Annotated in this window: 18 protein-coding genes and 1 pseudogene; 13 read left to right on the top strand and 6 right to left on the bottom strand. The window is 70.0% G+C overall.

Annotated features, from left to right (window positions below):
- The first annotated feature begins 137 nt into the window (after window positions 1-137).
- The gene (locus QFZ76_RS23140; RefSeq protein ID WP_307675540.1) at window positions 138-1,358 is read left to right on the top strand and encodes a transposase; all 1,221 of its coding nucleotides are present in this window, start codon (window positions 138-140) and stop codon (window positions 1,356-1,358) included.
- Window positions 1,359-1,392: 34 nt separating this feature from the next.
- Here the strand turns inward: QFZ76_RS23140 and QFZ76_RS23135 are convergent, their stop codons facing one another.
- Window positions 1,393-3,294 carry an MFS transporter gene (locus QFZ76_RS23135; RefSeq protein ID WP_307675539.1) on the bottom strand — a complete coding sequence of 634 codons (1,902 nt, stop codon included), beginning with the start codon at window positions 3,292-3,294 and terminating at the stop codon, window positions 1,393-1,395.
- A gap of 151 nt (window positions 3,295-3,445) precedes the next feature.
- On the bottom strand, window positions 3,446-6,430 hold the full coding sequence (locus tag QFZ76_RS23130) for a D-alanyl-D-alanine carboxypeptidase (RefSeq protein ID WP_307675538.1): 2,985 nt from the start codon (window positions 6,428-6,430) through the stop codon (window positions 3,446-3,448).
- A gap of 228 nt (window positions 6,431-6,658) precedes the next feature.
- Here QFZ76_RS23130 and QFZ76_RS23125 point away from each other — a divergent pair, with 228 nt between their 5' ends.
- From QFZ76_RS23125 to QFZ76_RS23115, 3 genes are all read left to right on the top strand, one after another.
- The gene (locus QFZ76_RS23125) at window positions 6,659-7,414 is read left to right on the top strand and encodes a GPP34 family phosphoprotein (protein WP_266438006.1); all 756 of its coding nucleotides are present in this window, start codon (window positions 6,659-6,661) and stop codon (window positions 7,412-7,414) included.
- A 298-nt stretch (window positions 7,415-7,712) separates the two neighbouring features.
- Window positions 7,713-8,570, top strand: coding sequence for a helix-turn-helix transcriptional regulator (locus QFZ76_RS23120; protein WP_053747518.1), 858 nt, complete (start codon window positions 7,713-7,715; stop codon window positions 8,568-8,570).
- 221 nt (window positions 8,571-8,791) lie between these two features.
- A complete protein-coding gene (locus QFZ76_RS23115) occupies window positions 8,792-8,983 on the top strand; it encodes a DUF397 domain-containing protein (protein WP_217243132.1) in 192 nt (63 codons plus the stop codon).
- Between the two features lie 147 nt (window positions 8,984-9,130).
- On the opposite strand, the gene QFZ76_RS23110 is transcribed toward QFZ76_RS23115, so the two are convergent.
- Together QFZ76_RS23110 and QFZ76_RS23105 are read right to left on the bottom strand one after the other, a co-directional pair.
- On the bottom strand, window positions 9,131-9,997 hold the full coding sequence (locus QFZ76_RS23110) for a MerR family transcriptional regulator (protein WP_307675537.1): 867 nt from the start codon (window positions 9,995-9,997) through the stop codon (window positions 9,131-9,133).
- Window positions 9,998-10,087: 90 nt separating this feature from the next.
- A complete protein-coding gene (locus QFZ76_RS23105) occupies window positions 10,088-10,600 on the bottom strand; it encodes a glutathione peroxidase (protein WP_307675536.1) in 513 nt (170 codons plus the stop codon).
- Window positions 10,601-10,694: 94 nt separating this feature from the next.
- On the opposite strand from QFZ76_RS23105, the gene QFZ76_RS23100 reads away from it, so the two are divergent.
- The 6 genes from QFZ76_RS23100 to QFZ76_RS23075 all read left to right on the top strand — a co-directional run bounded on the left by QFZ76_RS23100 (window position 10,695) and on the right by QFZ76_RS23075 (window position 17,802).
- Complete coding sequence (locus tag QFZ76_RS23100; RefSeq protein WP_307675535.1) at window positions 10,695-11,474, top strand: hypothetical protein; 780 nt, start codon at window positions 10,695-10,697, stop codon at window positions 11,472-11,474.
- A 144-nt stretch (window positions 11,475-11,618) separates the two neighbouring features.
- Window positions 11,619-12,764 carry a GNAT family N-acetyltransferase gene (locus QFZ76_RS23095; RefSeq protein ID WP_307675534.1) on the top strand — a complete coding sequence of 382 codons (1,146 nt, stop codon included), beginning with the start codon at window positions 11,619-11,621 and terminating at the stop codon, window positions 12,762-12,764.
- Window positions 12,765-12,901: 137 nt separating this feature from the next.
- A complete protein-coding gene (locus tag QFZ76_RS23090) occupies window positions 12,902-14,104 on the top strand; it encodes a DegT/DnrJ/EryC1/StrS family aminotransferase (protein WP_373464340.1) in 1,203 nt (400 codons plus the stop codon).
- 328 nt (window positions 14,105-14,432) lie between these two features.
- Window positions 14,433-14,876, top strand: coding sequence for a helix-turn-helix transcriptional regulator (locus tag QFZ76_RS23085; protein ID WP_307675532.1), 444 nt, complete (start codon window positions 14,433-14,435; stop codon window positions 14,874-14,876).
- 10 nt (window positions 14,877-14,886) lie between these two features.
- Window positions 14,887-15,300: a VOC family protein gene (locus QFZ76_RS23080; protein ID WP_307675531.1), complete on the top strand. Its 414-nt coding sequence runs from the start codon at window positions 14,887-14,889 to the stop codon at window positions 15,298-15,300.
- A gap of 108 nt (window positions 15,301-15,408) precedes the next feature.
- Window positions 15,409-17,802 carry an excinuclease ABC subunit UvrA gene (locus QFZ76_RS23075; RefSeq protein WP_307675530.1) on the top strand — a complete coding sequence of 798 codons (2,394 nt, stop codon included), beginning with the start codon at window positions 15,409-15,411 and terminating at the stop codon, window positions 17,800-17,802.
- A 92-nt stretch (window positions 17,803-17,894) separates the two neighbouring features.
- On the opposite strand, the pseudogene QFZ76_RS23070 reads toward QFZ76_RS23075, so the two are convergent.
- A pseudogene (locus QFZ76_RS23070) lies at window positions 17,895-18,092 on the bottom strand (1,4-beta-xylanase); the annotation flags it as partial.
- A gap of 40 nt (window positions 18,093-18,132) precedes the next feature.
- Window positions 18,133-18,357, bottom strand: coding sequence for a cold-shock protein (locus tag QFZ76_RS23065; RefSeq protein WP_307675529.1), 225 nt, complete (start codon window positions 18,355-18,357; stop codon window positions 18,133-18,135).
- Between the two features lie 994 nt (window positions 18,358-19,351).
- On the opposite strand from QFZ76_RS23065, the gene QFZ76_RS23060 reads away from it, so the two are divergent.
- The 3 genes from QFZ76_RS23060 (at window position 19,352) to QFZ76_RS23050 (ending at window position 22,549) form a co-directional block, all read left to right on the top strand.
- Window positions 19,352-20,575, top strand: coding sequence for an ice-binding family protein (locus tag QFZ76_RS23060; RefSeq protein WP_307675528.1), 1,224 nt, complete (start codon window positions 19,352-19,354; stop codon window positions 20,573-20,575).
- Window positions 20,576-20,670: 95 nt separating this feature from the next.
- The gene (locus QFZ76_RS23055; RefSeq protein WP_307675527.1) at window positions 20,671-21,444 is read left to right on the top strand and encodes a DUF5819 family protein; all 774 of its coding nucleotides are present in this window, start codon (window positions 20,671-20,673) and stop codon (window positions 21,442-21,444) included.
- Entirely contained in the window at window positions 21,434-22,549 is a 1,116-nt protein-coding gene (locus tag QFZ76_RS23050) for an HTTM domain-containing protein (RefSeq protein WP_373464339.1), read from the top strand. Before QFZ76_RS23055 ends, QFZ76_RS23050 begins: the two co-directional genes overlap by 11 nt.
- The last annotated feature ends 677 nt before the right edge of the window (window positions 22,550-23,226 follow it).

Raw genomic sequence — 23,226 nt, 5'->3', positions numbered from 1 at the left:
GAACGCGTGTGCCTGTGATCACTGATCGGGGTGATCGCTGTGGGATCTGGGGGCGTGTGTGCGGCTGTCGTACGTATGGTCCCTCGGAGGGTTCGGGACGGCACAGTGTCCCGGCCGGGGAACCGTGCGGGGGCGGGATGGCGCAGGTGGGGGTGGCTGCGGAGGGCGGGCATGCCCGGTACACCTACCGGCTGCGCGTGTCGTCCGCCGCCCGCACCGCCCTGGCGGCGGAGTGGGACCGATGTCGGTGGGTGTGGAACGAGTGCGTCGCCAAGTCCCAGGCCGTATACCTGCACAACAAGGCCGCAGGTCAGAAGGCCACGTGCGGCCCGGCTCAGCTCGACAGGATGCTGACCGAGGCCCGCGCCCGTACGCCGTGGCTGCGTGAGGGCTCGTCGGTTCCCCAGCAGCAGGTCATCCGTGACTTCGGCCGCTCCCGCGCCAAAGCGCACAAGGACATCCACGAGCGCCTGCCCATGGCGCGCCGGGCCGGGATGCCCACGTACAAGACGAAGCGCGAGGCGCTGCCGAGCCTCAACTACACGCGGCGCGGTTTCCGGTTGAAGGACGGCCGGCTGCACCTGGCGGGCGGCATCGTCGTGGCGGTGGTGTGGTCGCGGGCCCTTCCGGCTGAGCCGTCCTCGGTGCGCGTGTACCAGGACAGCCTCGGGCACTGGTACTGCTCTTTCGTCGTCCCCGCCCAGGTCCAGCCCTTGCCGCAGACCGGCTACGCACTCGGCGTCGACTGGGGCGTGAAGGAGACCGCGACCACCACGTCCGACACGCACGACCTGCCACATCCCGAGCACGGCAGGAAGGCCCAGACCAAGGTGACGCGGTACGACCGGATGATGGCCCGCCGCAAGCCGAAGAAGGGCCGACCCGGATCGAAGGGCTACCGCGAAGCGAAGAAACTGCGGGCCAAGGCATACAAAAAGGTCGCCAGGCAGCGTGAGGACACCGGCCGCAAGTGGGCCAAGAAGGTGGTCCGTGACCACGACGCCATCGCTGTCGAGGACTTCCGCCCGAAGTTCCTGGCCAAGACCACCATGGCCCGCAAGGCCGCCGACGCCGCCATCGGCGCCACCAAGGCCGCTCTGATCGAGATGGGCCGCAAGCACGGGCGGGACATCCGCCTCGTACACCCCGCGCACACCACAATGGACTGCGCGCACTGCGATGCGAGAGCCAAGCACGCACTGCCGCTGGGTGAGCGCACCTACACCTGCACCGCGTGCGGAACCGTGTCCCCACGGGACAAGAACTCCGCACGCGTGATGCTCGTCCGGGCTGGTCTCAACCCGGCTGGTGCTGATGGCGGAAGACCTCCTGGAGCGCTGCTCCAGAAGGCGGCCTGAGCCAGGAATCCCCTCCCTTCAGGGAGGGGAGGATTCAATTCAACTCGTCGGGGCACGGCGTCCCCCGCGGCACCGTATAAGGCGCGGCAAGCCGGTACTCTCCCGCTCGCGGGGCGATCAACATCGTCCACTTGTCGCCCTCCGCGTCCTCCTCCGTCTCCATCAGGCAGCCGTTGACGTTGTCGTACGTCTTCGGCGTCCCGTCGGCCCGGTCCTTGGAGGCGTCCGTCTCCTGCGGCGGCTTCAGCTTGTTGCCCTCGGCGTCGACGATGCTCAGCCACGGCGAGTACGGGATCCGGATGAGAATCCGCCCCGCCTTCTTCACCTGCATGGTCATCTCGCCCTGCGCGGCCCGCTCGACCACGGCGTTCGGCTCGGCCAGCGGCGCCGGGTCGGTCACCCGGAACAGCTGCCAGTTGGCGTCGCCCCAGATCTGCTTCAGATACGGCATGCCCCGCTGCACCAGCTGCCGCTCGCGCTCGCCTCCGTCGCCGTCCGGCGTGTCCTTCGGCAGGACCACGAAGTGCACGGCCCAGCGCCCCAGCCATTCGTGGTAGTTCGCCGAGTTGAGGGTGTCGTCGTAGAAGAGCGGGTTGCGTTCCATGTCGGCCTGGCGGTTCCAGCCACGGGCCAGGTTGACGTACGGGGCGAGCGCGGAGGCCTCGCGGTGAGAGGCGGCCGGTACGACCTCCACCCGGCCCTTCTCGGCGCCGACCTCCTGGAGTTCGTTCACGAGCGGCGCCAGCTCACGCGCCCAGGACGCCGTCGGGGTCGTATGGACGACGTCGTCGACCGACTTGAAGCCGATCCACGTGGTGAAGCCGGCGAAGGCCACCACGATGGCGTACCACTTGCGGGTGCGCGGCACCGCGAACGGCAGCGCGGCCACCAGGGCCACCCCCGCGAACAGCATCGCGAGCCGCGAGATGTTGGAGCCGATCTGCGAGCTGACCAGCCACACCAGGACGATCGAGAGGGCGTACACCCCGGCCGTGAGCCGGACCGTCTTCCACTCGCGCGGGACGAGGAAGAGCACGAAGAGGGCGTACAGCAGCGGCAGGATCACCGAGCCGATCTTCATCGGCTGGGTACCGGCGAAGGGGAACAGCCAGGCGGACACCGCCACGACCGCCGAGGGCGCCAGACCCAGCGCCCAGGCGCCCGGCCGGCGCTTCTGCAGGAACAGCGCCGCCGCCACGAGCCCCACGAACAGGCCCGCCACCGGCGACGCCATGGTCGCGAGCGCGGCCAGCGGGGCCGCGCACAGGGCCTTCGCCCAGCGTTTGTAGCGCCAGCGGTACGGCCAGCAGAACACGACGGCGACCGCGCCCAGCGCGAACATCGTGCCGAGCCCGAACGTCACCCGCCCCGACGCCGCGTTGCACAGGAACGCGAACACGCCCGCGAGCGAGGCCCACAAGGGGTTCTTCACCGAGCGGCTGCGGATGAGGACCATCGTCAGCAGTCCGGCCGAGATCGTCCCCGCGATCATCATCGTCGTACGGACACCGAGAACCGACATCAGATACGGCGACACCACGCTGTACGACACCGGGTGCATCCCGCCGTACCAGGCCAGGTTGTACGCCGAGTCCGGATGCCGGCCGACGAACTCGGCCCACGCGTCCTGCGCCGCGAGGTCGCCGCCACTGTTGGCGAATGTGAAGAACCAGACGACGTGCAGGGCGCCGGAGAGGGCGGTGACGGAAAGGACGGGGTGGCGCAGGAGGCGCTCGCGGAGGGCGAGGAAGGCGGTTCTGAACCTGGAACCGAACCTGGAGCTGGGACCGAATCTCGAACTGAACCCGGATCCGACCGTGGAGGGTCTACGGCCGTGCTCGTGATCCTCCGTGTCCGGTGCGGGCTCGCGTATTCGCGGGCCGGCTCCCGGGCCCGGATCGGTGTCGTCGGTGCGTGTCGGCTCCGCTGTGGCCACCTGAAGGCACTCCCCGTGGTGTCCCGTCTTCTGTTCTCGGCCGCGTCCCGTGAGCGACCTGCCCCGATTCGTGACGCTAGCACGCACACCGCCGACCGGAACCCGGGCGGGCGCCGGTCGGCGGCGTATGCGGCGCACTTATGGGACCGGATCAGCCGACACGCGTCAGCTTGTCCGTGTAGGCCGGCTCGACGAGGTCCCGTTGCAGGGCGACCGGGACCTTGACCGCACCGTTGGACCCGTCACCGACGGTGAGTGTGCCGACCTTGGTGCCGGCCTTCGCGGTGTGGGGCAGGTCGTCGGCGTCGAAGGACAGCCGCACCTTGAACCCGGCCCAGCCGACCGCGGTGACGTCCTTGGTGAGGACCACCGGCGTCTGCCCGCCGAGCCCGTCGTCCACGTACCCGACGACGTCGCCCTTCTTCAGGATCTTCGCCGAGACGAGCTCGTCCTGGGCGGCCAGCATCGCGGTCTTGCTGACGTCGTTGACGGTCTGGATGATCGGCGCCTTGTGCTGGCCGAGGATCGCACCCACCAGGGTGACGGTCTCGCCGCCGACCTCCTTGCGGGCCGCGAAGAGGAGATTGCCGCCGGCCTTGGTGGTGGTGCCCGTCTTGATGCCGATGGCACCGTTGTAGGGGACGAGATAGTTGTAGTTGTACCACTTCTGCCCGGACGGATCGATCCACTGGCCCATGGACGTGATCTCCATCAGGGCGGGCATCTTCACCAGCTCGTTGCCGAGCCTCACCTGGTCCTCGGCGGTGGAGACGGTGGTCTCCTTCAGGCCGGAGGCGTCGGTGTAGGTGGTGTTCTTCATGCCGAGGTCCTTGGCGGCGTCGTTCATCTTCTTGATGAAGTCCGCCTCATTGCCCGCGTCCCAACGGGCCAGCAGACGCGCGATGTTGTTCGCGGACGGGATCATGATGGCCGTGATGGCCTGCCGCAGGGTGAGGTTGTCGCCCGCCTTGACGGTGTTGAGGGTGGACTCGCCGTCCTTGTCGTAGCCGCCCTCCTTCTCGGCGGTGGCGTCGACGGGGATGTTCGGCCCCTCCGCGCCCGACTTCAGCGGGTGGTCCTTCAGCACGATGTACGCCGTCATGGCCTTGGCCACGGACCCGATGGCGACCGGCGTCTGCTTGCCGAAGTCGCCCATCGTGCCGATGCCGTTGACGTCCATCCAGCCCTGGCCCTCGCTCGGCCAGGGCAGGCTCGCCCTGCTGCCCTCGAAGGTGTACGACTCGTCGGCGGTCAGCGTCAGTGCGGGGCTCGGCAGCGGTCGTACGGCCTGCACGATCGCAAACACGACCGCCAGCAGCAGCACCAGCGGGGTCCAGATCTTGACCCGCCGCACGATCGTGCGGACCGGGGTCTCCGGAGGCGGCGGCGTGTTCGTCAGCTCCGCCAGCAGATCCAACGGCGGCCTCGGCGGCAACGGCTGCTGAGTCGTCCGCTCCGGACCCACCTGAGGGACGGAAGACGTGGCGTCGGCGGACGGCTTGGCCTTCGGCTCCTGCGTCACCTGCGGAAGCGCGCTGGTGGCATCGGGCGCCTTCGGCGCCGGCCTGCGCGTCGCCGGGTCCTCCAGCGGCTTCAGCGCCACGAACTTGCTGGTCCGCTCGGCGGGCGACTCGGTCTTGTCCCCGGCCGGCTTCGCGGCATCGCCGAGCTTCAGCGTGGTCGTCGGCTGATCCACGGCGGGCGCGGAGGGCCGTACGGCCTTGAAGACGGCGGTGGGCTGGTCCACGGGGGGCTTGGCGTCGCCGGGCGACTCGTCGCCCTTCTTCGGAGTACCGGTATCGGTGCCGCTGTCGGGGGCGTCGGCGTCGTCGCCCGCACCCGTGTCGGCCGTCCGGTCGTCGTCGGCGGTGTTCGCTTCCGCATCGGCCTCGTCCTGCGCAGGCTCCCGCGCGGCGTCCTCGGCGTCCCCGGCGTCCCCGGCCTCCGCCGTCTCGTCCGCCGACGCCACCCACGCCGCGACGGCGTCCCGCAGCCGGACGTCACCCGTCGCACCGACCTCGCCGGAAGCGCCGTCCTCGACCTCAGCGGCGGCACCCTCCGCATCCTGCCCGGCCTCTTCGGCGTCGCCGCTATCGGCCTGCGGCGCCACGGCCCTCTTGGCGGCTTCCTCAGCCGTCCCGGCCTCGGTGGTGTCCTGAGCGGGTTCGTCGGCCTTCGGCTTCCCGCTGTCGGCCTGCGGCTCTGTGGCGTCCTGTGCGGCGTCTTCGGCCTCTTCGGCGTCGGTGCTGTCGGTCTGCGGTTCTAGGGCGTCCTTGGCGGGCTCTTCGGTCGTCCCGGCCTCGGTGGTGTCCTGCGTGGCTTTGTCGGCCTGGGGCTTCGCGGTGTCAGCGTCCGCCTCGGTGGCGCCGTGAGCGGGTTCGTCGGCCTTCGGCTTCCCGCTGTCGGCCTGCGGCTCTGTGGCGTCCTGTGCGGCGTCTTCGGCCTCTTCGGCGTCGGAGCTGCCGGCCGGCGGCCCCACGGCCCCCTTGGCGGCCTCTTCGGCCGTCCCGGCCTCGGTGGTGTCCTGCGTGGCTTTGTCGGCCTGGGGCTTCGCGGCGTCAGCGTCCGCCTCGGTGGCGCCGTGAGCGGGTTCGTCGGCCTGCGGCTTCCCGCTGTCGGCCTGCGGCTCTGTGGCGTCCTGTGCGGCCTGCCCCGCGTCCTCGGCGTCGGAGCTGCCGGCCTGCGGCCCCACGGCCCCCTTGGCGGCCTCCTCGGCCGTCCCGGCCTCCGTGGCGTCCTGCGCGGCCTCTTCGGCCCCCGGTTCCCCGGCGTCAGCCTTCGCCCCTCCGGCGTCGGCCTTCGGCTCCGCGGCGTCCGGAGCAGCCCCCTCCGCCACCCCGGCGTCAGCCTCCGGCTCCGCGGCGTCCGTGGCGGCCTCCTCGGCGTTCTCCGCCTCCGCGGTGAGTTCCCGTACCGAGAACACCCTCGTCGCCGTGTCGACGCCGCCACGGACCGTGGAGGCGGCGCCGGAGGACTCCCGGGCCACCGCGAGGCGCGGGTCGCGCTTCTCGGTGGGGTCGGGGGACTCCGTCCTGGCCTCGGGAACCGGGCCCGCGCTCCCCGACGTCGGTTCTGCCGACGACTCGCGCTGCTTCGACCTGTCGGGGGACTCGCCCGCCACCGATGCCTCCTCCATGCGCCGGACACCACCCGTGTCCGTGCGCCTATCGAACCGTGAACCGCCGCCCGGAACACCGCTCTGCCGCAGTGTCCGAACCATGTACCAGTGTCCTGTGTGTGGGCTTGCCCGGGACGGTAGACGAGAACGACATACCTACCGGTTCCCTTACAAACAGGTCACGCACCCTCGACAGACCAATGTGAGAGGGGTCACCCTGTCATTCATCCACGCGGGGAGGCATGGATGGGCATGAGCCGCAGAACACTTCCGGAGGAGCTTCTGCTTCTGGCGCTGGACCCGGCCACGGGTACCACCGCACAGCCGCAGTCGCTCGACCTTGGTCTGGCCGGAGCGCAGCTAGTGGAGCTGGCGCTGGCCGGACGGATAGCCCCAGACGGGGATCGTATCGCCGTGGTGTCCCCACGGCCGACTGGAGATCCAACACTGGACTGCGCGTTGGAGTTGCTGCGAAGGCGTGGCGCTCCGGTACGTGCGATCCACTGGATCGGCGGGCCGCGTCTCGGGCTGCGCCAGACCTACCTCTCGCATCTGGAGCGGTGCGGCATGGTGCATGCCGTGGCGGGCCAGATGTGCGGAGTGCTGCCGACGACTCGCTACCAGGCGAGTCAGACCGAGATCAGCCGGGAGATCAGAACCCGACTGGACTCCGCGATCCGCACCGGCGTACCGCCGGACCCGCGGACCGCGGCGCTCGCCGCACTGGCGCACGCGGTCGGCCTCGGCAAGCACCTGTATCCGGGGAACGAGGGACGCTCGTCCCGATCCCGGCTGCGGGACCTGATCAGGCACGACCCCATGGGCGGCCTCGTGGCGCACGCCGTGATGGACGTCCAGAACGGCGCGGCTGCCCAGCCGCGTCGCAGCCCGGCACCGGCCGGCCGTCAGGCCGCCCCCGGAGCCAGGCCCGCACCGGAGCCCGCCCGCGGCGTTCCGATGCAACCGCGCCGAGGATCGATGACGCGCGTCGTGGCCCACTGAGCCGCAGTTCCACGACACCAGGGCACCAAGGGCACCAGGGCACCACACAGCATGACCCGCACCACCGAGCGCCGCACCGCAGTCCCCAAGACCGGTACGGGAGCCGCTGGGTCCGCGCGGGGCGACGGAACCGTACGTCCGGACGACGACTCGGTTCCGCCGCCCCGCGCGGACGTGTGTGCGGGGCCCGCGCATATCCACCGTTTCCCAGCGGTAGTACGCGCCTTGGTGGCAGTCTGCTCAACAGCAGATACGCAAAGTGGCAAGTATGAGGCACGCAGCCGGAGGTGCACGTCCCGTGGCGTCCAATGTCAATCCCACCGTCAGGCGGCGCCGGCTGGGCCAGGAGCTGCGCCGGCTCCGCGAGCTCAAGGGCATGACGGCCGAGGAGGTCGCCGAGCGACTGCTGGTCTCGCAGTCGAAGATCAGCCGGCTGGAGAACGGCCGGCGCAGCATCAGCCAGCGCGACGTCCGTGATCTGTGCGGGGTGTACGAGGTCGAGGACCAGCGCATCGTCGAGTCGCTGATGCAGATGGCCAAGGACTCCCGGCAGCAGGGCTGGTGGCATGCCTTCGGGGACATCCCGTACAGCGTGTACATCGGCCTGGAGACCGACGCCGAGTCGCTGCGCGTCTACGAACCCCAGATCATCACCGGGCTGTTGCAGACCCGCGCCTATGCCGAGGCCATCATCAGGGGCGGCTCGCCCGAGACTTCGGACACCGAGATCGACAAGCGCGTGCAAGTGCGGATGCGGCGGCAGGATCGTATCGCCGCCGAAGGGGAGCCGCTGCGGCTGTGGGTGGTCCTGGACGAGGCGTCGCTGCGCCGGGTCGTCGGGAGCCGGCCGGTGATGCGCGAACAGCTGGAGCACCTCGCGGAGATGTCCCAGCGCCCGCACATCACCGTGCAGGTCCTGCCCTTCGAGGTCGGCGCGCATCCCGGCATCAACGGCCAGTACTCCATCCTGGAGTTCGCCGACGCGGCCGACTCGAGCGTGGTGTACATCGAGGGCGTCACCAGCGACCTCTACCTGGAGAAGGCCCACGACGTGCAGAAGTACACGGTGATGTACGAACACTTGAGGGCGCAGGCGCTGAACGTCGACCAGTCGACCCGGCTCATCGAGGACGTGGCCAAGGAGTACGCCCGCTGAGCCCCGGGAAGGCCCATGCGGGTCCCCGAATCGGGCCCCTGGGAGCGAAAGGCCGGATGTTACACCCCGGCCGGGCCTCACTGGAAGAATCCCCTGGAATATGCCATCCGGAAGAGTGAACGACTGCTCCAGAAGGGGATGTGAGCGAGTAGCGTCGATCACGCCAACGATCAGCAAAGGTTGGCGGAAACCGAACTGCGCAACTGGCTTACGGAGCAAAAATGGCAATTCTTCAGGGCGCCACGGACTCGTGGACGAAGTCCTCGTACTCCAACAACAACGGCGCCTGTGTCGAGGTCAAGTCGCCCACCGTCGCGGAGCTGGACGTCCGCGACTCCAAGGTCACCGACGGGCCGACCCTGGCCTTCCCCACCGAGGCGTGGAACGCGTTCGTGGCCTCGGTCAAGGCGTAGGGAGAGGGTCTTTCTGATCCTCATCCCCAGCCGAGCGCACCACCGACAACTGCACAAGCACCACTGTAAGAGCCCTCTCGACCAGCTCGCCGTCCTTGCCGAGGGGGCTCGGCTTGTGCCCGGAAGCGGGCCGGCCCGACCCGGAGTTCAGCGCACCGGGAACGCCACGTCGCACACCGGGTCCTCGGCGCCCGCCGCGTCCCACTCGGCGAAGTAGATCTCCCGGCACGGTCCGTCGTACTCCAGACCCTCCCGCTCCATCCACGCCTCCACCGCCTCGAACGCGGCCAGGATCTGCGGATGCGCCACCTGCGCCTTGGAGATCCGCGTGTAGGCGAGCCGCCGGGCCGGCTCCACCCGGACCCCGGCCTCCCAGCGCCGCCCCTGCCCGGCCGCCCACGCCCGCGCAGCCGCCTCGTCGGCGACCGGCACGCAGGACTCGGCCGGGCCGTCGCTCTCCATCGACACCTCGGAGTGGTAGACGACGAACGGCGCCGCCGTCACACCCCCGCACTCCCGGGCCGCCGCCTCCAGCCGCCCCAGCGACGCGCCGATCCAGGCCGGCAGTTCGTCCGCCAGTGTGTGCCGGGTCTCGGTGATCACCACCTGCGCCGGTACGTCCACCGTCTCGACCTCGAACTTCCCGTACAACTCGGAGCTCCTCCCCGACAGTCGTCCACGGAGGTACTCGACGAGCGTCCGCTGCCCGGCCACCCGCGCCTCTACGTCCGCCCAGTACGCGGCGAGCCGGTCGGCGCCCTCGGTTCCCGCCGCCTCGACCACCTCGGCGATCCGCGCGAGCGGCATGTCGAGTCGGCGCAGCATGGCCACGAGCCGGGCGCGTTCGACCTGGCCCGCGCGGTAGTAGCGGTAGCCGCTGACCTCGTCGACGTGTGCCGGTGCCAGCAGTCCGAGCCGGTCGTAGAGCCGCAGGGCCTTGGCCGACAGCCGGGCCCGCGCGGCGAACGCGCCGATGGTGAGCAGTCCTTCGTCCACCACGTCATCCTCCGTCACCGGACGGCTCTTCCGCCCGGTGACGAGGACGCTCGACCCTGCCCCAGGGGCAAGGTCAACCAGGCCCCGGGGAAGCCCTGGGCAAGGAGGTCAGCCGGCCAGCTGTGCCTCGATGGCCGCGACGACCTCGGGCGCCTCCGGCTCGGTCTGGGGGGAGAAGCGGGCGACGACCTTGCCGTCGCGGCCGACGAGGAACTTCTCGAAGTTCCAGCGGATGTCCCCGCTGTGCCCCTCGGCGTCGGCGAAGCCGGTCAGGCGCTCGTACAGCGGGTGCCGGCCCTCCCCGTTGACCTCGACCTTCTCGGTCATCGGGAAGCTCACGCCGTAGGTCGCCGAGCAGAACTCGGCGATCTCCTCGGCGCTGCCGGGCTCCTGTCCGAGGAACTGGTTGCAGGGCACGCCGAGCACGGTGAGGCCGCGCTCCGCGTACTGCTCGTGGAGCCGCTCCAGGCCGGTGTACTGCGGGGTCAGCCCGCACTTGGAGGCCACATTCACCACGAGCACGGCCCGGCCGGCGTACTGGGCGAGGTCCGCGGAGCCGCCCTGGAGGGCACCGATCTCGGTGTCGAGGGGGGAAACGCCATTGCTGTCCACAGTCGTCATGAGCGGATGCTAGCCCGGCCGGGTGACGGCCCGGCCACCGGTGCGGAAGGAACCGTTCGGGCCGCCGCCCTCGTGCCCGTACAGGGGTGTTGGCATGGGGAGGACCAGGGGTCCCGAGGGCAAGGCCGCGTTACGGCACCTGGGCGCGCGGCGCCTGAGCCTGCGGGCGGTACGGCTGCTGATCGGTGCGGGACTCGTCCTGCTGTCCTGGCCGCTCGCGACGCCGCTGGTCGACGAGTACCGGGCGCAGGAGGCGTACCGGAGTGCTTCCGCGTGCCCGGCCGGAGAGGTCCGTACGGCCTCGGGCGCGGACTGTCTGGTGCCCGGCACCGGCACGGTCACGGACAAGGAGACCGAGGAGTCCTGCAGCACGGACAGCTACGGCGTGGAGGACTGCTCCACGTACCGCGGGCTGCGCGCGGACCTGCGGGTCCACGGTGACGCGCGGACCGAGTGGATCCACGTGGGACAGGACATGTACCGGCACGTCGAACGCGGAGACCGGGCCGAGGTGATCCTCTGGCGGGACGAGGTCGTGCGCGTCACCGTCGGCGACCGCGTGGAGAGGATCGACCCGGGCTTCGGCCTCGACGCCCTGCGGTGGGAGTCGTTCGGGCTCCTGCTGGGCTCCTGGCTCGCCCCGGGGGCCGCCCTGCTGGTGGTGTTCGGCCGTCGGCGGCTGTTCGGCTGTACCACCCTCGGGCTCCTCCTGATCACGTATCTCTTCACGGGCCTCTTCGCCTTCCTGGCGCTCGACAGCGCGCTGTTCGGACCGGGCGAGTGGTGGCGGACCCCGCTGCTGGTCGTGTTCGCCGTGCTGCCCGCCGCCTTCATCGTGGCCGTTGTGAAAGAGGTGCTGGAGGAGAACGCGTAGGGCGTTTCCGGCCCGATCTATACCTGATCATTACGACCGCCACCCTTGACAGTCTGCGTACTGTTTCGCGACTTTTGATCCTTGGGGCAGGACGCGGCAACGCGTCATGGGGGAACACAGGGGAATACAGGGGGGCGGTCGCCCGTGCGAGCCACGAGCAAGGCCGAGGCGGACATCACGATCCACAGACCCGAGGAGCTGAGCACCGAGCTCCGCGGAGCCTGGCACCGGGCGATGGACGAGTCGCCCGAATACGCGAACCCGTTCCTGGCACCGGAGTTCGCCGCCGGGGTCGGCACGCACCGCGGCGGGGCGGCCCGGGTGGCCGTGCTGCACGAGCACGGGGAGCCGGTCGGCTTCCTCCCGTACGAGCGGGGCGCCTTCGGTGTCGGCCGGGCCATCGGTCTCGGCCTCTCCGACTGCCAGGCCCTCGTGCACCGCCCCGGTGTCACCTGGGACGCCCAGGAACTGCTGCGGGCCTGCGGGCTGTCCGTCCTGGAGTTCGACCACCTCGTCGAGGAACAGAAGCCCTTCGGCGACTACGTGACGGGCACCTTCGCCTCGCCGGTCGTCGACCTCGAGGACAGCGGCGACAGCGACTACGCCCAGTGGCTGCGGGCCGCGTACCCGGGGCTGGCCAAGACGACGCTGAAGAAGGAACGCCGGCTGACCCGCAACGTGGGCGAGATGCGGTTCGTCCACGACGAGCGCGACCCGCGGATGCTGCGCCGGCTCATGGAGTGGAAGTCCGCGCAGTACCGCCGGACGGGCCGGATGGACCGGTTCGCGCGCCCGTGGATCGTCAATCTGGTGGAGCACCTCTTCCGCGTCCGCGAGGACCACTTCACCGGCGTGCTCTCCGTGGTGTACGCGGGGGACCGGCCGGTGGCCGCGCACTTCGGGCCGCGCTCGCGCACCGTCTTCGCGGCCTGGTTCACCGCGTACGACCCCGACCTCCACTACTACTCGCCCGGCCTGATCATGCACCTGCGGATGGCCGAGGCGGCCGGGCGGGACGGCGTGCGGCTCATGGACATGGGGCGCGGCGACAAGGAGTACAAGGACTGGCTCAAGACCCGTGAACTGCGCGTGGGCGAGGGGTTCGCGACCCGTCCGCACCCGGTCGCGGCGGCCCACCGGCTGTGGCGCAGACCGGTGCGCGGCCTGCGCAACACGGTCCTGGCCCATCCCACGCTGCGGGAGCCGGCCGACCGGCTCCTGAAGACGGTCGGCGGGCTGCGTACGTCGGCCGGCCCGGCGGCGGGCAGAGCGGCTCCGCGCGCGCACTGAGCGGACCGCTCAGCCTTTCCCTTCCCTTCGCGACTCCTCAAAGACTCTTCTGTGGCTCTCTGAGGCTCTTCGATGGCTCCTCGACGGCTCTTCAGGAAGAGGTGACGATGCCGTACGGATCGCGGCTCGCTGCGACGATGACACGGCGACTCGGACGCGAATGCGTCTACACGCCCTCGGCGCGGCTGGCCCTCTATCTGGCGCTGCGGCGCTGGTGCCGGCCCGGCGGCCGGGTGCTGATGTCGCCGGTGAACGACGACGTGATCCTCTTCGTCGTCCTGGCGGCCGGACTGCGCCCGGTACAGGCCCCGGTGTCGGCCTGGGACGGCAACATCGACCCGGCCGCCGTACCGGAGGCCACCTGGCGGAACGTGGACGCGGTGCTGACCACGAACCTGTACGGGGTACCCGACCGGGTCGGCGAACTACGCCTGCGCTGCGACGAGTTGGGCATCCCGCTGATCGAGGACGCGGCCCACGCGATCGGCACGCACGTCGACGGACAGCCGATCGGCACCTTCGGCAGGGCGGCGGCCTTCAGCCTCTCCAAGCACGTGGCGGCGATGGCGGGCGGCTTCCTCGTCGTCGAGGACGCCCGCACCCGGCGCGAGCTGGAGCTCCTGCGCGACGACCTGCTCGAACCGACCCGTCTGCGCGCCGACCTGGCCGCGACCCTGCGCCCCCTGGCCCGCTCGGCCGTCCGCACCCTCCGCCTGGTCCGCCCGGCATGGCGGACGATGCAGCGCCTCGGCCTCCTCGAACGCGACGACTTCCGCATGGCCCTGCACGCCCCGCGCCTGACCGCCTCCGCACTGCGGGCGCCGAACCTGACCGCGTACGAACCATGGGTCCGCGTCGACCTGCACGACTTCCGCACCCGTCACGGGGCCCTGGTCCGAGGCCAGTTGGCCCTGCGCATGGCCCGGCTCGACACCGACCTCGCCCATCGCAGGGCCGGTGTCACCTTCCTCTCGGGTACGCCCTGGGCCTCCCCGGCCCTGCGCGACCGGGCCGCCCACAACGGCCCGTTCCCCCTCTTCCGCGCGCCGCTCCTGGTCGACAACCGGGACGCCCTCGTGGAGCGCCTCGTGAACCACGGCATCGTCTGCGGCTACATCTACGATCCCCCGCTCGACGACTACGCCGGCGCGGAGTTCGTGGAGCCGTCCCCCGACCCGGCTCCCGCCCGCTGGTTCGCCTCCCACGTCCTCCCGGCGGACCCTCTCCTCGCGCACCGGATCACCGGCGCCCTCACCAAGGAACGGGCCACGACGGCCCGTCCGCTGGCCCCGGCCCCGGTCTCCGACACGAGGAGGCCGCCGACGCCGCTGGGGCAGTGAGCCCGCGTTCGTCGGGACGGCGAGGCGGTCAGGAACTGGACTGTTCATTCGCCGCCCTGTCGAAGGTGCCCACCCGGGTGATACGGCAGGCCAATTCTGGTGGCCCCAGTGGCCCGCGCGCTGGTGGACCTCATCGCACGACTCGTGCCGCCGGGTGCCGAACGCGATCAGTTGAGGCAGCAATTCAGGGTCGGCCTGCTGAAAGAGCCGGAAAACGAGCAGCGGTACAAAACGGCGTACTGGACCAAGGGCATGGCCGACAGCGCCGAGCGGAGCGGGACGCCACCGGCGCTAGGCAACGCCGTCGCGCCGTGGCACGATTTCGCGGGTGACCAGCAGACCCGACGCGACGCAGCACCTGCGCGACCTCGCGCGGCTGCGTCGCGTCCGCGACCGGATCGACCGGGAGTACGCGCAGCCGCTGGACGTCGAGGCACTCGCCCGCGGCGCGCACATGTCGGCCGGGCACCTCAGCCGCGAGTTCCGGCGCGCCTACGGAGAATCGCCGTACGGCTATCTCATGACCCGGCGCATCGAGCGCGCGATGGCGCTGCTGCGGCGTGGGGACCTCAGCGTCACCGAGGTCTGCTTCGAGGTCGGCTGCTCCTCGCTGGGCACCTTCAGCACCCGCTTCACCGAACTGGTCGGGATGCCGCCCAGCGTCTACCGGCGCGAGGCGGCACGCGCGACGGCGGGCATGCCGTCCTGCGTGGCGAAACAAGTGACCAGGCCGATCAGGAATCGAGAAGCGCCGACCGCGAGCCCCGCCTAGCGTGACAGCCATGGACATCACCATTCATACGAGCTCCCTTCCGCACGACGACCCGGAGGCCGCCCTGGCCTTCTACCGCGACGCCCTCGGCTTCGAGGTCCGCAGCGACGTCGGACAGGGCACGATGCGCTGGATCACGGTCGGCCCCGTCGGCCAGCCCGACACGTCCATCCTCCTGGCACCGCCGGCCGCCGACCCCGGCATCACCGACGACGAGCGCCGCACCATCGCCGAGATGATGGCCAAGGGCACCTACGGCTGGATCCTGCTGGCCACCCGGGACCTCGACGGCGTCTTCGAGCGGGTGCAGGCCGCCGACAGCGCCGAGGTCGTCCAGGAGCCCACCAAGCAGCCGTACGGCATCCGCGACTGCGCTTTCCGCGATCCCGCGGGCAACCTGATCCGCATCCAGGAGCTGACCTGAGCCGTCCGGCGTCTCAGCCGTGACCCGCACCCACACGCCACGGGCCGAAGCGGCGTGGCTGCCGGGGTTTCCCGCGACGTGCGGACCCGACCGACAGATGGAGAGACGATGAGCAGGGCCACGAGGACGAACACGCAGTCGCCTGCGCCGCACGTTGCCGACAGCCACGACCTGATCCGCGTGCACGGCGCGCGCGAGAACAACCTCAAGGACGTCAGCATCGAGATCCCGAAGCGCCGGCTGACGGTGTTCACCGGCGTCTCCGGTTCGGGCAAGAGCTCGCTCGTGTTCAACACGATCGCCGCCGAGTCGCAGCGGCTGATCAACGAGACCTACAGCGCCTTCGTGCAGGGCTTCATGCCGACGCTGGCGCGGCCCGAGGTCGACGTACTCGACGGACTGACGACCGCGATCACCGTCGACCAGCAGCGGATGGGCGCCGACCCCCGCTCCACCGTCGGCACCGTCACCGACGCCAACGCGATGCTGCGCATCCTCTTCAGCCGGCTCGGCAAGCCGTACATCGGCCCGCCCAGCGCGTACTCCTTCAACACCGCCTCGGTCCGGGCCAGCGGTGCGATCACCGTCGAGCGCGGCAACAAGACCAAGGCGCAGAAGGCGACCTTCAACCGCACCGGCGGCATGTGCCCGCGCTGCGAGGGCCGGGGCGCGGTCTCCGACATCGACCTCACCCAGCTCTACGACGACTCCAAGTCGCTCGCCGAGGGCGCGTTCACCATCCCCGGCTGGAAGTCGGACAGCCAGTGGACCGTGGGCCTCTACGCCCAGTCGGGCCTCCTCGACCCGAACAAGCCGATCCGCGGGTTCACCAAGAAGGAGATGCACGACTTCCTCTACGGCGAGCCGAGGAAGGTGAAGGTCAACGGCATCAACCTCACCTACGAAGGACTGATCCCCAAGATCCAGAAGTCGTTCCTGTCCAAGGACAAGGAGGCGATGCAGCCGCACATCCGGGCGTTCGTGGAGCGGGCGGTCACCTTCACCACCTGCCCCGAGTGCGACGGCACCCGGCTCAGCGAGGGCGCCCGGTCCTCGAAGATCAAGAAGGTCAGCATCGCCGACGCGTGCGCGATGGAGATCCGCGACCTGGCCGAATGGGTCCGCGGCCTCGACGAGCCGTCGGTGGCACCGCTGCTCACCGCACTGATCGGAACCCTCGACTCGTTCGTGGAGATCGGTCTCGGCTACCTCTCGCTGGAGCGGCCGGCGGGCACGCTGTCGGGCGGCGAGGCCCAGCGCGTCAAGATGGTCCGCCACCTCGGCTCCTCGCTCACCGACACCACCTACGTCTTCGACGAGCCGACCATCGGCCTGCACCCCCATGACATCCAGCGGATGAACGACCTGCTGCTGCGGCTGCGGGACAAGGGCAACACCGTGCTCGTCGTGGAGCACAAGCCGGAGGCGATCGCGATCGCCGACCATGTCGTCGACCTCGGCCCCGGCGCCGGTACGGCGGGCGGCACCGTCTGCTTCGAGGGGACCGTCGAGGGGCTGCGGGCCAGCGGCACCGTCACCGGCCGCCACCTCGACGACCGGGCCACCCTCAAGGAGACGGTGCGCAAGTCCACCGGCGCGCTGGAGATCCGCGGCGCGACGCGGCACAACCTGCAGGGCGTCGACGTGGACATCCCGCTCGGTGTGCTCTGCGTGGTCACCGGCGTGGCGGGCTCCGGCAAGAGCTCCCTCGTCCACGGGTCGATCCCGGCCGGCGCGGGTGTGGTGTCGGTCGACCAGGCGGCGATCAAGGGCTCCCGACGCAGCAACCCGGCGACGTACACCGGACTGCTCGACCCGATCCGCAAGGCGTTCGCGAAGGTCAACGGCGTCAAGCCGGCGCTGTTCAGCGCCAACTCCGAGGGCGCCTGCCCCACCTGCAACGGCGCCGGTGTCATCTACACCGACCTGGCGATGATGGCCGGCGTCGCCACCACCTGCGAGGACTGCGAGGGCAAGCGGTTCCAGGCGGCGGTCCTGGACTACCACCTCGGCGGCCGCGACATCAGCGAGGTGCTCGCGATGTCGGTGACCGAGGCCGAGGAGTTCTTCGGCACCGGCGAGGCACGCACGCCGGCCGCGCACGCCATCCTCGAGCGGCTCGCCGACGTCGGGCTCGGCTACCTCAGCCTCGGCCAGCCGCTCACCACGCTGTCCGGCGGCGAGCGGCAGCGGCTCAAGCTGGCCACCCACATGGCCGAGAAAGGCGGCATCTACATCCTCGACGAGCCGACCACCGGCCTCCACCTCGCCGACGTCGAGCACCTGCTCGGCCTGCTCGACCGGATCGTCGACTCCGGCAAGTCGGTCATCGTCGTCGAACACCACCAGGCGGTCATGGCCCACGCCGACTGGATCATCGACCTCGGCCCCGGCGCCGGCCACGACGGCGGCCGCATCGTCTTCGAGGGCACACCCGCCGACCTGGTCGACAGCCGCTCGACGCTGACCGGGGAGCACTTGGCGGCGTACGTCGGCGCCTGACGGAGTTCTTCGGGACGGGTGGCGCGGCGGCAAGGACCCGCCGCGCCACAGGTGGCCAGCGGTCAGCTGGTGCTGCAGGAGACGGTCGGCCAGGTCCAGTTGCTGGAGCCGGAGACCGCGACCTTGAGGCTGTAGCGGTCGCTCCACTGCTGCCCGGCGGACAGGGAGGCCGTGCATCCGCTTCCGGTGCCGCCACCGCCGCCGGTGGTGCCGCCCACCGTGATGTTGGAGTTGCCGCTGCTCTGGTATCCCTCGGTCGCCATGATCATGTAGTAGTCGAAGCTGCCGAGGGATGTGAACGTGCGACATCGTTGATGTCAGGTGTGGGTGTCAGGCAGGCCGAGGCACGATGCTCACCGCGCGGTAGTCGTAGCCGTCCTGTTCGAAGCCGGGGGCTTCCCATGTGAGATCGACCTGCTGCCCGGGCGACAGTGTGCGGAAGCCGGTTGTCCGGATGTCGGAGAAGTGGCCGAAGCAGCCGCCGGGAGTCTCGGGCGAGTCGAGCACGCCCCACCCTTCCTCGTCGCTCCACTCGCGGACAGTCGCAGTCACCATGGGAGGGACCCTACGGGTTCTCTCTGTGCCGGCATGTGATGCACCGGCGGTGCGGCCCGGCTGTCAGAGGCTGCCCGTACGCTACGCAGCGTTGGGTCGGTCTGCTGTCGCGATACGGCGAGAGCGCGACCAAGGGGGGTGGCTCAGAAGAGATCCCCGAGCCACGTCGGTCCAGGACCTCGTGCAGCTTCGACACCACCCCCCCTCCAACGTGGTTGAGCCACGGACGCCGGAACCGGCTCCCTCGGCACCAGCCCATGAGATGCCGGGCGGCGGCGCGCAGGTTCTGAGGGTCTTCTCCAGGCGCGTTCTCGCCGTTGATCGCATCGGCCGGCTGCTGTACGAAGAACTCCCGCGCGCGGCACACGCACTGAAGCGACGCAGGTGAGGTCCGACGACAACGACTCCGGCGCAAACACGCCGGAGTCGCCCTTCCGGGCGGTTGCACGTGAGAGTGAACCGACCCACAGTCAATATTACCGCGGACAGCGCTGTTCGGGTATATCCCGAGCGACGCATCGCCGCGCGCTTTCCTTCGGCCTGCCAGTCACCGAACACCGTGACGTGCCGACTTGGCTGTGCCGGGTGCGTCGCGCGCGGCCTGTCTATCGCGACCATGCCCTCGCCCATCAGATAAGCGCAGGTGGCGGCCGGATCCTCGTCGAAAATCCCAAGATCGCGAAGTGGCCTCGCTTCGGGCGGCACCCAGCGGAATGGCCACCTCCTGTGCGGGGCATACGTGATCTTCTCGTGGTGTTTCTCCGGTACCGCCGACTGCGCCGGGCGGACGCCCCCGGCGACAATTGCGATTTTGGGGCCACCCGGCCCATTAGGCATTCCTGTGAATTTTGCTGCCTATTCAGTAATTCCGGAGAACCGGCTCCGGGAAATCATCGACCGTCACACTCCTCAGTAATATGCCAACGCCAGAAACAGGCGATTCTGTGTGACCGGGAACCGCCAAGACCATCCGCAAAAAGGAGTTGGCCCCTCGATGACGCTGAATATCTCCGACGCGCCGGTAAGGCGCACCATGTCGGTGTGGATCGCGGCGGTAACGGCGGTGGTGATCGCCGCTGTGGTCCTCGCGATGACGCCGACGCGCGCAAACGCCCTCGCCACACCCGTGGACCTGGAAACGGCGGGCAGCTTCGCGGTGCTGGCCGGCTCCGCGGTCACCAACACCGGTCCCTCGGTGATCACCGGGAACCTCGGAGTGCACCCGGGATCGGCAGTCTCCGGCTTCCCGCCGGGCATTGTGCTCGGGGCCCAGCACCGCGCGAACGCAGTCGCGGCGCAAGCCAAGACGGACCTGGTCGCGGCGTACAACGACGCAGCCGGACAGGCCACTGATGCGGCCCTTCCGCCGGACGCTGGTGGCCTGACACTGGTGCCGGGCGTCTACACCGCACCCTCCACCCTCGGGCTCACCGGCACCCTCACCCTGGACGCCGAGGGCGACCCCAACGCCGTCTGGGTGTTCCAGGTCGGTTCGGGTCTGACGACGGCAACCAACAGCCAGGTGAGCCTCATCAACGGGGCCTCGCCGTGCAACGTGTTCTGGCAGGTCGGCAGTTCGGCCACGCTCGGTACCGGCACGGACTTCGTAGGCACCATCATGGCAATGACCTCGATCAGTGCCACCACGGGAGCGTCCATCGACGGCCGGGCGCTGGCCCGCAACGGCGCGGTGACGCTGGACACCAACAGGATCGACCGGGGTACGTGCGCCGCCGGCGGTACCGTCGGCGGTCTGGTCTCGGGTGGTGTGATCGCCGGTGCCACGACAGGTGACACCACGGCGGGCACCACGGGCGGCACCACGGGCAGCACCACGGTCGGCGTCATCGCCGGTGTGCCGACGGGCGGCGGGACCGGTGGCGGCCAGGGTGGCGTCCTGACGACGGGTGGAACCACCGGCGGCGTGCTGGGTGGCCTGGTCGCGGGCGCCACTACGGGCGGCGTGAATGGCGGCGTGAACGGTGGCGTGAACGGTGGCGTGATCGGTGGCGTGAACGGTGGCGTGATCGGTGGCGTGATCGGTGGAAACGGCGACCACGACCACGAGGAGAAGCCCGGCAAGCCCGGCGACCATGATCACAACGACAAGCCCGATGAGCACGACGGACATGCGGGACAGCCCGGCAAACCCGGCAAGCCCGACAAGCCCGAGGGCTACGGCAGCGATCACGACGATCACCACAAGAAGGCTGCCTAGCTCCAAGTGAGCAAGCAGGGCGAGCGGCGCGCGACGGATCGTGGTCGATTCCGTCGCGCGCCGCTGGCGAAGTCGGCGAAGTCTCGGGAGAGGTCATGCGAGAAGCCAGGGTGGAAAGGCCGGGTGGGGCCGTGCTGGGTGGCGCTGAAGCGGTGGACGTCGACGGACCGGACCGGACCGGCACTCCGCCGACAGGACAGCAGGACCGGGGAGGGGAAGCCCTCGCGTTCCATGGGTCTTCGAAGCCTCCACCCAGCATCCTGAAGGCAGGGACGAGCGTCGCTGTGGTCCTTTGTCTGGCCACCGCCCTGGTCCATGTTCTCCTCGTGTTTCTGCACGTGGCGCCTCCGAACCCCCTCTCCCAGCAGTACAGCCGGCAGGTCGGTGCGTGGGTCTTCCCCTTGTTCGAGCAGAACTGGCGGCTCTTCGCGCCGGATCCGGACTCGGTCAACCGGCAGATCTCGGCGAGGACCATGCACACCACCCCGGACGGCACCGCGCAGGTGAGCGGCTGGTTCGATCTGACCGCCGTCGACAACTCCGCGGTGAAGCACAACGCCTTCCCGAGCCACACGGCACAGAACATGCTGCGGCGGGCATGGAGTTCGTACCTCGAAACCCACGGTGGTGACGACCAGCCACGCTCGCAGCGGGCGCTGATGGTGCAGCAGTACCTGACCAACATCGCGGCCGATCGCATCGCCGCCCATCGCGGTGGCAGCTTCGAGTCCGTCCAGCTGCGGGTGGTCACTGTGCCCATCGCGGCGCCCGCCGCGGCAGGCGTCCCCGGCCCGTCCGCTGCTGCTGCTCCGAAGTCTGCTGAAACGCGGTATCTGCCCTGGTGGAAGGTGGCCTCCCATGGAAACTGAGCAGGCACAGACACGGTGCGGGCGTACTCCCGAGCCGGCGGACGCGGGCATGTCGCGCCGCGTACCGGAGGGGATCGGTGCGTTGCTCGTCGTCCTGACCGAGCGGCCGGTCTCGCTGTACGCCGCGGCCGTGCTGCGGATCGGGTACGGGCTGCTCTATCTCGCCTTCCTGCTGCGCGAGTTTCCGCACCGCGACGAGATCTGGGGGCCTGGTTCACCGTGGACGCCCGAGCTGGCCACGCAGCTGTTCGGGCAGACGGGGTGGGCCAGCCTCCTCACCCTGTCCGACAGCCGGGCGTACTTCGAGGTCTGTTACGCGACAGCTCTCGTCACGTCCGCGCTGTTCATGCTGGGCTGGCGGACCCGAGCGGTGTCCGTGCTGTTCGCGATCATGGTGGCGTCGTTCCACGCCAGGGCGATCTTCATGACCGACGGAGGCGACAACCTCGTCCTCCTGATGGCCATGTACCTCGTCTTCACGGCATGCGGCCGACGCTGGTCCCTGGATGCGCGCAGAACCCGTCTCCGAGCCTCCGCAGGCGAAGCCACGCCTCCGCCGGCGGGCCGGGCCGCGGCCGGGCTCCACGATTCCCGCCGGACCCTGACGTCCGTGCTGCACAACTGCGGCATGTTCGTCATCGCGGCCCAGGTCTGCTTCCTCTACGGGTCCGCGGGCCTCTACAAGGTGCAGGGCGGCTCCTGGGGCAACGGCACCGCCCTCCACTACGTCCTGAACCTCGACCTGTTCCGGCCCTGGCCCGAACTCTCTCTCATGGCGGACGAGCACGACGTACTGCTCGCCATCGCCTGCTACCTGACAGTGCTGCTGCAGGTCGCCTTCCCGTTCGTCCTGTTCGGGCGGCTCAAGTACCCGGTCCTGACCATGCTGCTGGGCATGCACCTGGGCATCGCCGTCCTCATGGGGCTGCCGCTCTTCTCCGGCGTGATGATCATCGCGGACGCCGTGTTCCTGCCGGACCGCTTCTACCGGTCGCTGGGACGACTGTGGCGGCGCACGAGCAGGCGGGACACCTGGAAGACGGGGGATCCGCCTCGCGGAGAGCCGCCACTCGTGCCGACGCAGCCCGCACCGTCCAGTCACTGAAGGCCCTGCCGTCCGGGCTGCGGCGACATGATCCGTGATTCCCGGTGCTGCCCGAGCGTGAGCCGTAGTCCCTCTGCCTGTGTTTCGGCGGCCTGTGAGGGCGTCCGTCAGGAGGGCGTCCGTGTCGGGCTCTCGCGGTGTGTGAGCGGATGGGATGCGAGGTGCCCGCAGGACGTGCGAAGAGGCTTCGGGCTTCGGCCATGGCGTCCCGCGTTCCTCGAGCGACAAGGGCTGCTCCGCGAGGGAGCCGTGCCGTTCCACGCGCTCGCCGCCGAAGCGCCGCTTCAACGCGCCACCGCCCCGCGCCTGCGATCACGACGGGGAACATTGGTCGCGCACCGACCGGGGCGTTCGCGGTGAGCGCCTGAAAGCGCCCATGGCCTTGTCGCCGGCCTGCTTCAGGATTCCGGAGACCCGGTCGGTCCCTTACCTGCGACCGCGGCTGTACCGACCGCCACCACGGCGGCGGCCACCGCTGCGCCCGCGCTTGGCGAAACCGACGATCCAGACGGCCACTCGGCATCCTCCCTTGTCAACGCAGTGTCGGCACGGACGAGTTCGGGGAGCTGGGCAGAGGCTGCCGGATGTCAAGTAGCCATCGCCCGGCAGGACGGGCTTACGTCGCGCTGTATCCGCAGCCCCCGGGCAGGACTACGCTGTGGGGTGAGGCCCCAGTC

This window comes from Streptomyces sp. V4I2 (genome assembly GCF_030817655.1).
Classification (GTDB): domain Bacteria; phylum Actinomycetota; class Actinomycetes; order Streptomycetales; family Streptomycetaceae; genus Streptomyces; species Streptomyces plumbiresistens.
This window is presented reverse-complemented; position numbering and strand designations above follow the sequence as displayed.